13 protein-coding genes and 1 pseudogene are annotated in these 13,539 nt (G+C 33.7%); 11 read left to right on the top strand and 3 right to left on the bottom strand.

Features of this window, described 5'->3' with window-relative positions:
- Positions 1-144 precede the first annotated feature (144 nt).
- From BK579_RS14985 to BK579_RS27155, 6 genes are all read left to right on the top strand, one after another.
- Entirely contained in the window at positions 145-3,258 is a 3,114-nt protein-coding gene (locus BK579_RS14985; RefSeq protein WP_078546796.1) for a rhamnogalacturonan lyase family protein, read from the top strand.
- A gap of 440 nt (positions 3,259-3,698) precedes the next feature.
- Positions 3,699-4,169 (top strand): hypothetical protein, encoded by a 471-nt coding sequence (locus BK579_RS14980; protein ID WP_078546794.1) that lies wholly within the window; start codon positions 3,699-3,701, stop codon positions 4,167-4,169.
- A 62-nt stretch (positions 4,170-4,231) separates the two neighbouring features.
- Entirely contained in the window at positions 4,232-4,702 is a 471-nt protein-coding gene (locus tag BK579_RS14975; protein ID WP_078546792.1) for a hypothetical protein, read from the top strand.
- A 276-nt stretch (positions 4,703-4,978) separates the two neighbouring features.
- Positions 4,979-5,683, top strand: a complete 705-nt coding sequence (locus BK579_RS14970) for a ferredoxin reductase domain-containing protein (RefSeq protein WP_078546790.1) — start codon at positions 4,979-4,981, stop codon at positions 5,681-5,683.
- 373 nt (positions 5,684-6,056) lie between these two features.
- A complete protein-coding gene (locus BK579_RS14965) occupies positions 6,057-6,461 on the top strand; it encodes a hypothetical protein (RefSeq protein WP_078546788.1) in 405 nt (134 codons plus the stop codon).
- Positions 6,462-6,635: 174 nt separating this feature from the next.
- Positions 6,636-6,833 (top strand): hypothetical protein, encoded by a 198-nt coding sequence (locus BK579_RS27155; protein WP_078546786.1) that lies wholly within the window; start codon positions 6,636-6,638, stop codon positions 6,831-6,833.
- A gap of 219 nt (positions 6,834-7,052) precedes the next feature.
- On the opposite strand, the gene BK579_RS14955 is transcribed toward BK579_RS27155, so the two are convergent.
- A complete protein-coding gene (locus BK579_RS14955) occupies positions 7,053-7,418 on the bottom strand; it encodes a hypothetical protein (RefSeq protein ID WP_078546784.1) in 366 nt (121 codons plus the stop codon).
- Between the two features lie 746 nt (positions 7,419-8,164).
- Between BK579_RS14955 and BK579_RS14950 the strand changes: the two genes are divergently transcribed.
- From BK579_RS14950 to BK579_RS14940, 3 genes and pseudogenes are all read left to right on the top strand, one after another.
- The gene (locus BK579_RS14950) at positions 8,165-8,713 is read left to right on the top strand and encodes a hypothetical protein (protein WP_078546782.1); all 549 of its coding nucleotides are present in this window, start codon (positions 8,165-8,167) and stop codon (positions 8,711-8,713) included.
- A gap of 330 nt (positions 8,714-9,043) precedes the next feature.
- Positions 9,044-9,280, top strand: coding sequence for a hypothetical protein (locus BK579_RS14945; protein ID WP_078546780.1), 237 nt, complete (start codon positions 9,044-9,046; stop codon positions 9,278-9,280).
- Between the two features lie 227 nt (positions 9,281-9,507).
- Positions 9,508-10,284: pseudogene (locus BK579_RS14940) on the top strand (MerR family transcriptional regulator).
- A 593-nt stretch (positions 10,285-10,877) separates the two neighbouring features.
- On the opposite strand, the gene BK579_RS14935 reads toward BK579_RS14940, so the two are convergent.
- The gene (locus BK579_RS14935; protein WP_078546778.1) at positions 10,878-11,249 is read right to left on the bottom strand and encodes an rRNA methyltransferase; all 372 of its coding nucleotides are present in this window, start codon (positions 11,247-11,249) and stop codon (positions 10,878-10,880) included.
- Between the two features lie 2 nt (positions 11,250-11,251).
- Positions 11,252-11,986 carry an LAGLIDADG family homing endonuclease gene (locus tag BK579_RS14930; protein ID WP_078546776.1) on the bottom strand — a complete coding sequence of 245 codons (735 nt, stop codon included), beginning with the start codon at positions 11,984-11,986 and terminating at the stop codon, positions 11,252-11,254.
- A gap of 266 nt (positions 11,987-12,252) precedes the next feature.
- Between BK579_RS14930 and BK579_RS14925 the strand changes: the two genes are divergently transcribed.
- Together BK579_RS14925 and BK579_RS14920 are read left to right on the top strand one after the other, a co-directional pair.
- Positions 12,253-13,182: a DMT family transporter gene (locus BK579_RS14925; RefSeq protein ID WP_078546774.1), complete on the top strand. Its 930-nt coding sequence runs from the start codon at positions 12,253-12,255 to the stop codon at positions 13,180-13,182.
- 138 nt (positions 13,183-13,320) lie between these two features.
- On the top strand, positions 13,321-13,539 hold the full coding sequence (locus tag BK579_RS14920; protein WP_078546772.1) for a hypothetical protein: 219 nt from the start codon (positions 13,321-13,323) through the stop codon (positions 13,537-13,539).

Here is a 13,539-nt window from a genome sequence, read left to right as displayed (position 1 = left end):
TTATTTCTATCTTGAAAAAGCAAAACACTTTCTTAAGGTCGAGGCTAATCCATCTAAGAAAGAGCTGAAAAAGAAAAACTGTCTAAGAAGATCTTCTTCATGACAAACATCCTTTCTTGGTCAAATAACAAAGGAGTGAAAAAAATGGGGAATAAGAACACTAGAAAAATCTTTTCTATAATTATGGCTTTAGCGCTTGTTTTATCCAATTTTTCCTTTATGACTGCTTATGCCGAAACAAATGGAGAAGAATTCCAACAGGTATATTACAGTGATTTTGAAGATGGAGGTGTATGGGGATTTTCTACATATGCGGCTACTGTTTCTAACAATACCGACAATGTTGGTGGTAATACAACTCCAAAGCTTCAATTTAGTATTGTTGATCAGTCCGGGGGACGTGTTGCAACAAAGACACTTGATTCACCTGTAAAAGGGGCGCAGGTTCTTTTTGAATTTGACTGGTTCCCTGGTGATGTCAATGATAAAGGTGACAAGCTTTTTGAAAACGGTGGAGAGCTTAGATTTGAAGATAGCTCAGGTAAAACGATTTTTACATTAAATAATACAAATAATGCTGCTTTATCTTATTTTGCAGGTAACCAAGCTCCTGCCCAAACAGAATTTAGCAATCCTGATTCTTGGTATCATGTAAAGGTTAATTTTAATCTTCTTAATAACCAAGTAGAGTTAAGCCTTACAGATAAAGAGTCTGATCAAACAATAGAACGTACTTCTACTTTAGATGGGGTTGCTTTTGACGGCTCTATCAAATCAATTAAGCTAGCTGGAGTGCGTACCTCTGGTAATAATCTAACCTGGACTACATACCTTGATAATTTAGGGGTTTATCATGTTCCGGTTTCAGATGATACGATCATTAGAGTGTCTAAACTGCCGTACCATCGGGTATATGTCGGAGAAACAAAAGAAGATGTAGCTTCAATTGGTTTACCTGAAGAAGTAACAGTAAACCTTGCTGACAATAGTAAAGTAGAAGTACCTGTTGGAGAATGGGTAGCAGTTGGTAAGGAGTGGAATCCGAACGAATCAGGTGTATATGAATTTAAGGGGATTTTTACCGAAAAGGAAGGCGTAAATAACAGTTTTAATAGAGATGCAACCATCTATGTTTATAATCGCCTTGCTCCAGTCGATAACCCGCAGGAAGTTGAATGGCTTGATCGAGGAGTTATTGCTCTCCAATCAGAAGACGGTATTTTCATTAGTTGGCGATTGCTTGCTGATGAGTATGATAGAAATGTAAAGTTCAATGTTTATCGCAATGGTGAAAAAATAAATGCAATGCCATTAGATGTCACAAACTTTGTTGACTCAGAAGGTTCTCATGAAGACACATATACAGTTGAAACACTTGTTGATGGGAAGTCTACAGAGAAAAACGATAAAGAAGTAGCTCAAAAAGATTATCTCTCTATTCCCTTACAAAAACCTGCGGATGGAGAAACAGAAACCGGACCTTACACTTATACATCAAATGATGCTAGCGTGGGTGATTTAGATGGTGACGGTGAATATGAGATTATTGTACTTTGGCGTCCATCTAACTCAATGATGGCTCTAGAAGATGTAGTAACAGGTCCAACGATTTTTGATGCTTATAAATTAGACGGTACACTATTATGGCGTATTGATATGGGACCTAACTTAACATCTGGACCACAATATCATCAGTTTGTAGTTGGTGATATGGACGGGAATGGTAAATCTGAATTCTTAATTAAAACAGCAGATGGAACGACTTCATATGGCAGCACAAATGGTACCTTTGATAGCGATAAGGTCATTAGTGTAATCGGTGATCCAGAAGCAGATTGGGTAAACGAAGGTGGTCATGTTGTAGCTGGTCCTGAATTAATTTCTGTTTTCAATGGAGAAACAGGTGAAGTAATTGATACAATTGATTTTGCCTTTCCAGTTGAAAAAGAAGAAGGAGATATGGGTGCATCTTGGGGAGATACTTTCTATAACCGTTCAGACCGATTCCTTTCTGGATTAGCATACTTAAACGGGAAAACTCCAAGTGCAATTTATGGTAGAGGATATTATGAAAGAACTGGTTTTGCAGCTTATAGTTTAGTTGATGGTGAACTAGTTGAGGAATGGACATTTGATTCAGATGAAGCGGGTAGGGGTGCAAGTTTGGGTAACCATAATCTTGCAATTGGTGACCTTGATAATGATGGCTTCGATGAAATTGTAGCAGGTTCCTTAACGCTTGATCATGATGGTTCTATTCTTTATGCAATGGATGGAGAAATGGGGCGTGTCCAAGGATCTCATGGTGATGCTCTTCATGTCGGTGCATTTGATCCAAATCGAGAAGGCTTACATGTCTTTGGTGTCCGTGAAGAGTCAGAAGTTGCATCATTAGAGTATCATGATGGTGCAACTGGAGAAACATTACAAGCATTTTATGCATATAAGGATTCTGGCCGTGGTGTAGCAGCAAACATTACGTCTAGCCCAGGGTATGAGTTCTGGGGAACAGGTGGCGGAACTGTTGAAACAGGTGGCGGTGTCTACAATGTTCAAGGCCATGTTGAGGCTGACAGTTTTAGAGATATTGGTCTAGCCGTAAACTTTGTTACTTATTGGGATGGAGATCTACTACATGAACTTCTAGATGGTACAACAATTACTAAGTATGATGAAACAACAGGCAAAGTTAGTGAAATGGAAAGCTTTGAAGGCGTTGTCAGTAATAATGGAACAAAAGCAAATCCAACATTACAAGCAGATATTCTTGGTGACTGGCGTGAAGAGATTATTTACCATACTGAAGATGATTCAGAACTAAGAATATTCAGTACAACCATTCCAACTGAGTACAGACTATATACTTTCATGCATGATCCAGTATATAGAATGGCAATTGCATGGCAAAATACAACATATAATCAGCCACCGCATATAGGCTTCTACCTTGGTGAAGATATAAGAGAAAAAGTTCTTGCAGGTGAGCTAGACTCTGAAAATATCGATTATACACCAACTATTGGAGCATTAAAGCATACACTAACTCTTGAATTAAATGAGGATGTAAATTCTGTACTGGAAAACAATTTAAAACAAGCTCAGCAAAAATTAGATATGGGTAGACCAAAGCAGGCAGCAAAACACATGGAGAACTTTATTAAACATCTTGAAAATAAGAACAGAAAAGTTAATGCTGAAGTGAAAGCAAGCTTAGTTTCTGATGCTCATCGGTTAATAAAGGCTTGGAACAACAAGTAAATACAAGAGAGCGTAAGCTAGGCAGATGTATTCTGCCTAGCTTTTAAGTTTGTTCATATCGTGACCATGCATTACAGTTACTAGTAAAATTAAGTTGGGCTAAGCGAATATGAAGAGCACCCGCTGCGAAGGAATTGCTCCGAAAGTTAATAGAAGGATTGTGTCCTGTATTTTTCCGGGCTTAATCCTTTTTTTGAAGTCCTTTGTTGATGATTATTGAACCTTAATTTCTGTGATAGTAATATTAGGCTTTATAGCAATGTAGTTCCTGTTTTTTTAAAAATTTTTGATAAAAGTGGTTTTCAATAAAAGCGTTTGATACTGGATTGACGCTTTGTATGTAAAAGATATGTTACTAATGGAGGAGATTTTGAAACCTAAATGGAATAATTAAATGTATGAATCTATGCAACTAGTTTTTAAAGGGGAGAAGTAATTAATTGAAAAAGAAATCAATAACTCTTGGTGTAGCTCTCTTATTCGTCTTTATAATGCTTGGCTATTTTTTTGTCCCCTTATCCGCCAAAGGTGTTTTTCCACATACTACTCAAATAGAACGAATCTATTTTAGTTACCTTAATGGAGGTAAAACGAATTTTTACTTAATTGAGTTCAATGACAATATAAAGAATCAACAATTGTTTAATATATTCGATTCGTCTTCGTATACAAGATCATTTGGAAGTAAGAACATTAGAAATGATGGGAAGGCGTTTACCATGTTTGTGTTCTACCGTGACCGTGACGGGGAACTTGTCGACTATGAGCTAGATATTAATGAAAAGGGTTTTGTTGTAAGTAATAAGAAGAAATACAAAATGATTGCTGACGACCAAGAAGTTTTTCAACAGCTGTCAAAATGGCTATTAGAAAAAGGTATAGAACAACCAATAGGGACAGTAGCGGAATAATATGTATACGAATATTGAAAAAGAAATCATAAATCATAAAAAGAAAGACTAGGAGATATGATATGAAGATTAAAGTTAATAGAAAAGACTTGTTAACAAATGATGATATTTGGAACGCGGTTTTAACAGCCTATGGAGAGTATCATTTTCCAACAGAAAATGATGTTGTGAATGAAGTGTTTATTGTCTTTAGTTATTTTTGTGAACTAGAAAGTGGAGGTCACGAAAGCTTGTTAAACTGGCTTTCATGGCACATTGAAGATGTTGGTATCACTTCTTATCTAAATAATCTCACAGGCATACTTGAAAAGATTGACGCGCATGATTACGCTGATATTGAAAAGAAGTATGGTGAGGAATTATGGAGATTATTCAAGGCTCTAGAAAATCAAGAGATAGCAGAAGACGATTTTTATAATGTCATTGAAAAAGCAGATAAGGAATATATAAAACTTAATGAGAAGTTAGGAGAGTTATTACAAAGTTATTCAGTTAGCATTTATACCGAATTGATTGAAGTGATAGAAGATTAGATTTTGCTCTTCAACTAGTGATGACGAGCGATTTCAAAACTGGGTAGTACATGGATATGGTATTAACTTAAATAAAAATGGATGAACTCAATCTTCTTCAACTAACACTTAGCGCAAAAATAAAAGATTAGGAGAATCACTAACGGCAGCGTTCCAGGTATAATACTGGAGTGCTTTTTCTGTTTTAATTTATAAGGAGTTTATAATTGAGAATTGTTATCACTTATAGTATACTAAATTGTAAGATACATATTATTGAGTGAGGAGAGTATTATAATGCAAATTTACTGGACTAAAATAAATAAAATCATTGAGGAAACATCTGAGGTTAAAACGTACCTGCTTGATTGCCCGGAAGGATTTACATGGGAAGAAGGTTCCCACACTCATTTCGCACTAGAAGGTTTTAATGCCGGAGAGACACCAAACCGTAGTCTGATTCGTCACATGTCAATCTCAACACTCCCATATGAAAATTCAATTGGTATCACGACACGCATAAGAGAGCAGTGCTCCGAGTTTAAAGCGATTTTGAGATGTCTTGAAGTCGGTGATGAAGTTGCTATATTTAAAACTCATTCGAATGTACCGCTTAAAAGAGAAAACAAAAATGTTTATCTGCTGTCATCTGGTGTTGGCCTTGCAACTTTCAGACCGCTTGTACTAGATTATTTTGAACGACCTGACAACGTTAATCAAATACATTCTCTGAACATCGATTCATCAAAGGAATTCCTATTTACCACTATTTTTGAACCTGCACCTGACAAGAAGTTCACATCACAGTACGTCGATAACCGTAAAGACTACTATGAAGAAGTGAAAAATCTTGCTACAGACAAGGATGGCCTTTTCTATATTGTCGGCAGTGACGAATTCCTCGTACAAAACATTGAAGTACTGTGTGAACAGGGCATTAAGAAAGAACAGATTATGCTCGACAAGCATGAACACAAACTGCCTGAATTTTTATCAATTTAAGGAATAAAAGATACTTTATTGTCAAGTTGATCATGCTAGGAAATCTGAGATGTAAACGAATAAACATCATGGCTTGATATAATGGGCTATGGTGTTTTTTGTTATGCGGAAAAATTAGTTGAAGGAAGAAATCGAAAACAAACATGAGAAAGGTAGTGGTCTTGATATATCAGGATTGGTTTGTAGTATTCTAGGTGTAGATATTCAACTCTTCTTTAATATTAGTAGGTGTTCTTTCATTGAATTCACCATATATATATAGAAACCTATTAAACAAGCGGGGGCTTTTGCTGAAAAATAGCATCCCTTGGCTTAATTAAGAAGTTCAATTTGGGGATAATAACGGTAAAAGTAAATAAGCGAGGGAATTATTATGATTAAACAAAGCTTTATCTTATTAGGACTTACATTTGCTTTTATCCCGCAGCAAAATGTTATGGTTGAGTCTGCCCCAAAGGTAGAAGATTTATATGTTACAACAGAAGACATTGTTTTAGACCTTATCATGCCAATTATTGACAAAAGAGTGATAAAAGAGTATGGAGGAGGTCCTCTGTTTGACTGGCAAATTCAAAGAATCGTCGGAATAGCCTACAATGATGATCATTCTTATGATGTTTCTGTGAGAATTAATATTCCTTCCGGTAATGATAATACGAAAGAAGATTTAGTCAAAGTAAGAGTGTCACCATCCTGTGACAGTGGAAAAATTAATAAACAGGTATGTAATCACGATTTTAGAGTGGAAATAGTCGAGTACAAACACCTTTCCAAATAACAATTAATCCATATCTTCAGCTAAAGGTGAGCATTTCTTCAAGAAGGAGAAGTGCTTTTTTATGGAAGTTATTAAACTAAGGGTGCTAATATGAAAAAAGAGCAGCAATGAACCAATCAGGATTAATAGCTGATTATTTGAAGAAGAAAATTTTAATATTACGGGGGGATAGATTTGTTTAAAGAATTTAAAGACAAGCGTTATTGGATTTTACTACTACCGTTTTTAATTATTGGAATTTTACTAATCCTTTATTTACCTCAAAATTTCAAACCATTTACGATACTTTTAGCGTTAGTTTTTTGGATAGCTTATTACACTTGGATTTACCTCAGCAAAAATAATGATGTTAAAGCACGAAGGTATAAATGAAGTTTTGATTTTTGCTAACAGTGTTCGATTGCTGAATAAGAAGCAGTCGCATTTTTACTACGGAGCAGAAGAGGTGAAGCAGGGGAAAAGCCGGAGAAAAATAGATTAGTAGCTATATGTCTCAATCCTTTGTAATAGAAGTGATTAGGGTGTTCAATGGTTATACCTTTCTGACTCTACAATTAGCTGATACAACTTTATGTGAAATGTTTACAGCCTCTAGCATTGATTAATGTAATCTTTTATATTGGTAAAATCCCCTACATAAATGAGTGTCAACGCAAGAACATATCTTCTATATTTGCTGATGGTTTTATGGCAGCATGAAACGAACTTTTGGATTTCCTTAATGGGGAGCTTCTTCTTTACTTTAACATAGGTTGCTAACTGATTATTTTCAGAAATTAGTCTTGCTACTTTTATTGCCTCTTGACGGTGATTTGCATTTTTTGGACAAGAGTTGGTTAAATCACTAAACGTGATCTTATAATCCCTTAGCAATTGTATATATGCTGCTATTTCTTTTTCTAAATGGATTCTACCTTTCTGTGAAATCTCTTTTCTATCCTCTAGAAGTACAACCATAATATATCCTCCAATGGGTAAGTAGTGAATCTGAAAACGATTAGATAGTATATTTAAAGTTAATAAGTAGTAAGAATACCACGAATTTTAGTATTTGATTTATACAGATTTATTTCAATTTTATTACGTAAAACACTGTGGGAAATTATAGAAAGGGTTTAAAAAGCATGATATTAAATATTTTGTTGATTAAGAACGAGTGTTCTTTTATGCTGAAATTGTTACTCTTTGGAGCAATATTTTTTAATCCTAATGGTGAAAGTTTGTTTGCACAATGTTTCAGTTGGTGCAGAGACATTGAATGTAAATAGAATCTCCGATAATTTGGAGGGTTAAGTATTTGGGGAAGTAATGGATGCACGTGGAAATATAATTAGAAACGCAACAGAAAAGATGTGAAGAATTTAAATAAACTTAAATCTGTTTCACCGCTATTCTTTAAGATATTATATAGGAAAAATATGGCGATGAGGAATGGTATACACTTAATTAGACAATGTTGTCTTTCACTAACTGTGAGCGTTTCTGGAATAACAGAAGGAACGTTTTTCTTTTCTCTTCCAAGAAAAAGGAAATTAATGTTAAGATAATATATAAATAATTTAGTAATATCAATGGAAAGGAACCTTGTTGGGTTTACGGGACTTATATTGATATTAAAAGTATAAATTGTGTTAAAGAGTAGTAGAAGTTGAACAATAATATTATAGTTTTGTGTATAGTGATGTATAGGAAGAGAGGGTTCTATGTCTAATAAAATAAAACTTGGTTTAGTTATTGGCGCTGTCTTGCTGGTAACACTCTTTATAAACATAGCATATAAAGACGACGCTAAAGAAATTAATAAGATTGTTAATTCACTAAATCAACCTATGACAAATATTGTACATATTGAGTTTTTGGATAATAAAAAGGCAATAGCATTTTATGAATGGGGTCCAACAGACCAAGTATATTTTGGAGAAGCAACTTTAAAAAAAGGGTTATTTGGCTGGGAATTTCTGAGTGGAGCAACTGGTCAAGTATCTATGGAACACAAATTAGATTGGGGCTTTTCAAATTTAGCAATGGATTTCTCTAATTATACAGATTTAATTAGAGGGAAGATCTTAGACCCGGAAATTGTAGAAGTAAAGATTTTGACGAAAAAAGATAATGAGTACAATGCATCGATAGTTGAAAAACACAACAATGAGAGGTTTTGGTTCTTAATAACTAATGGAGAGGACCTTCTAGGTTCGACAATAACAGGACTGTCTTCAAAGGGAGAAATAATTGAGCAGATAACAAGGTAACCTTTATTTCCTTGTTCCACTAAAGGGTGGATGATTTAACAAGGTCATCTCTATTGCATATTTTGTTATTGGTTCAGAAGAGTTGAATAAGAGATATTGAAAAGAAGCAGAAGATAAAACAGACGACTGAAGATACTAGTCGATAGGTGTCTTAATAGTAAATGTGTTAGTAGGGATGGTTATATTTTATTTATTGATAAGAAAGAGAAGTTATTTCCTACTGCATGAGAAGGTACTAACCCTCCTTGGAATCAGTACGTCTTAATAAGATTCGCCTTTTTATTGAAGTATAGGTATTATTAATAATTTAAGAAGAGAGTGGGTTAAAATATGAAATACTATAAAATAACAGGTATTGTTTTTTTGATCATGTCAGGCCTTATTTATACCTTAGAACGAGGGTTTTCCTTAATTTCCACCAGTATCGTTAAGGCTGGCTTTTACGCTGGAACAATGTCAGGAGAGGTTCCTACCATAGAAGCTAGTGGTATTTTTAACAATTTTTTTGTGCTAATTTTCCTCATAATTGGGGTCGCATTTGTAGTATATGGTTTTAAATCACAGTAAGTGAACAGTTATTCTTAACCTTCTTTGAAAAGAATTATTCAAAGCGTTATTCAAGTTAAGGGTAACTAAAACAATATAGTTTTATTGAAAGGCTTGATTAGACTAAATATAAAAAAGTGTGTTTTTGAAAAAGGAATGATTTAAACACGCTTTTTCTATTTGTGTTTTTATTTACTTTTCTTGTTGACCCTGACGTTACGAGATAGTTTAAGGTAATAGAAGAGGTGATGTTAATATATAAAGTAAAAGAAGTCGCAGAGCTAGCGGGTATAAGTGTGCGCACACTTCATTATTACGACAATATTGGGCTATTAACACCAACACATGTCGGGGGGAATGGATACCACCTCTATAATGAAAAAGATCTTGTACGGTTGCAGCAAATTCTCTTTTTCAAAGAGCTTAATTTTTCTTTGCAAGATATAAAAGCTATTCTTGATAATCCGAATTTTGACCGGAAAAGCGCTCTTTATACTCATAAACAAGTATTAATTGACAAGAAACATCGCCTCGAACGAATTATTCAATCTATTGATCAAACAATTCAATCAATTGAAGGAGGGGAAGTCATGGGGAAAAAGATATGTTTGAGCCTTTTGATATGAAAAAAATCGAAGAGCATCAGAAGAAATACGAACAAGAAGTAAAAGAAAAGTACGGCAATACAAAAGAGTATAAGGAGTCTATGAAAAAGACAGCGTCGTACAATAAGGATGACTGGAAAAGGATCCAAAGAAAAAGTGATGACTTGTATAAAAGGATAATTCAGGTAATGAATAAAGGACCAAAAGATGCAGAAGTACAGCATATTGTCGGAGAATTGCGTCAACATATTACACACAACTTTTATGAATGTACACCTGAGATTTTTCGGGGGTTAGGTGATTTATATGTTAATGATCCACGCTTTACAAAAAATATTGATAACTATAAATAAGCCAGGTTTATCAGCGTTCCTTCGTGATGCTTTGCATGTATATTGTGATAAGCTTGAACAACACTAGCAAAGGGTAAGACCATCTTGATGTTAAGTGTGATTCTGTTATCGATAGAAGGTTGTACGATATTAATCAGCAAAGACCAAATCTTATAGAGGTTTGGTCTTTGCTGATTATAAGGATCTTATGCGAGTAATGTTTAGATTCTAAAATGCAGAGCGATATGAGGGGAGAGGTGCTTTGGTTCTATAAAAAAGATTAAAATTTACATAAACTGTCATATTTACGTGACCAAGAAGTTTGTTCTTCCAGTCAATTTTAGGTAATCACAGAGAGAGGTTTGCTTTCCTTGGTGCTTTGATGAATTATAGATGGAACAAGGAGAGTCACAAACAAAAGACAAGAGGTTGAGACTTGGACCAAATTTTCACAAAATCTGGTTAAATTAAAATGAATTGTTCTGAATTCTAATATTAGGTCAATAATAAACAGGTGAATGAATTAAAAATCAATTTTAATCGATTTTTCATAGAGTTCTATTATTATTTTTTTATTCCGTCTCAAAATGAGAAGTATACTTAGTAAATGAGATAAATTTTTATTAACGTTTTATAATATATTTTATGGTGGGGGCGTTTTAATAACTAATTATAAACATCTTATTCTATCCGATGTTTATAACTAGTATTTTTAATATCTTCTAAATTTATATAGTTGGTACTATACTCTAAGACATCGTTTATATATAAATGATGTTCTTTAGCAAAAGACTTAACTCTTTCTAAAAGTTCTTTATCATAAGTAGTTTTATATTGTACTCGGTCTTTAGGTCTAGAATTCTTGTTATAGTGTATCACTCCTTGTGTTAAAACATTTTTTAATCCACTTTCAATAAGGTAATTAGGGTAGGTATCATTTTCATTTGCCAGTTCATATAATTTTTCTAGTATCGATTTGCTTATATTTGTTCTAAATTTTATTCTTGAAATATCTGTAGTTTGAATCAACCTACCGTTTAATAATTTCCACATTGTTACACCTCTTTTAATTCTTGATTTTCTGTTATATGTTTCATCATGAATTCTCTCTTGTATGAGTTAGGATGATTTAAGCATGTATTATTGTAAATAAGTTTTGCTAGATGAGGAAGGTCAGATTTTCCCTTAACCCAAACACGGTAAATTGGATGGTTAGCTTGTGTTGTTTCAGTTGTAATCTCTGATCTCAATTTCCAAGTTTGAAAAACTGACAAAAGGCCTTTAGCAAAGTCTAGACTTCCTGTAGTGATGTTCATTACATAACCTTTATTTTGAACCCAACCATCTCCATCAATAACACCCCTTATAAAAGAGGGGAGAAATTCTTCTGGAATATCAGGGAACGGTACAGTTAATGATTTATTATTTGATATACCTAATTTTTTAAGATCATTTTTTATAATTTTAGAGTTAATCATTAATGTAGGTGTTGTTCTAGATGAATATATAGGTGCTATTATATAATCTGCTTCCAAATAATTAGCAATTAAACGTAAGATCCTTTCATCTTTCTGAGAAAATGAAATACGATTTAATTGTTTACTTACGCAACCATCAGTAATAAACATTCCTAAAACCCAGGCCATTTTATGTGACCAAACTTTAAAGAAGTCTTCATTCACTTTATGTTTTCGTGGTTTTCCTGATGATTTTGCTCTATTCATTTCAATATCATGCTTATGTACAATACTACGAATAGATCGACCAGAAAGCCCGATAATTGGTATCATTTCATAAATGGCATTCCGCTTTTATACATTTTTATAATGATTTCATCAGTTATTCCATTTTTTCTAGGCATTTGGATACAACTCCTTAGTTTATTTTCTTTTTTAATTATACAAACAAATGTTCCTATCTGCAATTACTAGCCATGCTTAAAAATGAACTGTCACAAAATTAACAAATAATTGCAAGTGAATTGTCAGTTTGGTATATTGATAGAATATATTTACAGCTCAATAATTATAGAGAAAGAAGGGAATTTAAAAGTTTAATGAACAAATACCTGGTGTTATTACTCCTTATATTCGCAAACTTGTTTTGGGCAGGTAATTATGTTTTCGGCGAATATTTAGTTGATGAAATGTCACCGCTACAAATGACATTTTCACGATGGTTAATCGCTGCGTTTTTACTTTTCCCTATGGCTCATTGGATTGAACGACCAAAATGGAAAAGTGTTTGGAAAGAGTGGAAAACTTTATTGGTTTTAGCAATACTAGGAATCATAAGTTATAATTTTCTTTTATACGAAGCATTACAATATACAAATTCATTGAATGCAGCGCTAGTCAATTCCTTAAACCCAGCAGTATTAGTGGTTTTTTCTGTTCTGTTTCTAAAAGAAAAAATGGCCGTTTCAAATATTATTGGTTTACTCATTTCTTTATTTGGTGTTCTTTTAGTTTTAACTAAAGGGCAGCTGCAGCTGATTTTTGACACTTCATATAATCAAGGTGATCTTCTTATGCTTGTAGCAATATTGGTTTGGACGGTTTATTCAGTCATCGGTAGGAAAACGAAATCGATTCCACCAATTACTGCAACATCCATATCGGCATTATTTGCTTTAATAATGATGCTTCCAGTAATAGTCTTCTCGAATAACGACTTCAATTTTAATTTGAGTAACCAGGCGATAACTGGTGTCATTTACATGGGGATTTTTCCTTCTGTAGCTTCCTTTATCTGTTGGAATGTATCTCTTCGTCATATTGACGCAAGTAAAGCTGGGGTATATCTAAACCTAATTACAGTTTTTACAGCAATTATTAGCTTAATCTTAGGTCATTCAATTTCATTCATTCAAGTATTAGGGGGAATATTTGTTTTCCTCGGAGTATTTCTAACGAGTAAGAGGAAGAAAAAAATTAAAGATGAAACCATTAAACTCTCACCAGTAGCAGGAATGGTGGGTAAATGACTAAAAACGGTGTCTAATTCAGGACACCGTTTTTTTTGCTATGAAAACCAGGCATTATAGGGTCTAAAATAGGATCGACTTTAATAATCTATACATACAATGAAGTGATTAAATACGAAATACAAAGGAGAGACAACGATGATAGTAGTTCATTTTATTGAAAATAAAACGGTTGTGCTCACTCAGTTTCTAAAGCAAGTTCCTTCTTCCAATGAAGATATAAAAATTAAAGGTCGAAAAGGAAAGGTGAAAAATGTAGTTGAAATTGATGAAAACCACTATCAAGTCATTGTATCTTTACAACCAAGCCTTAAAAATCAGCCTGCAGCTGCAGATTCTAAAAAGAAAAAACGATAA

It is taken from the genome of Litchfieldia alkalitelluris (genome assembly GCF_002019645.1).
Taxonomy (GTDB): Bacteria; Bacillota; Bacilli; order Bacillales; family Bacillaceae_L; genus Litchfieldia; species Litchfieldia alkalitelluris.
The sequence above is the reverse complement of the archived record's forward strand: the minus strand, read 5'-3'. Positions and strand labels throughout refer to the sequence as shown.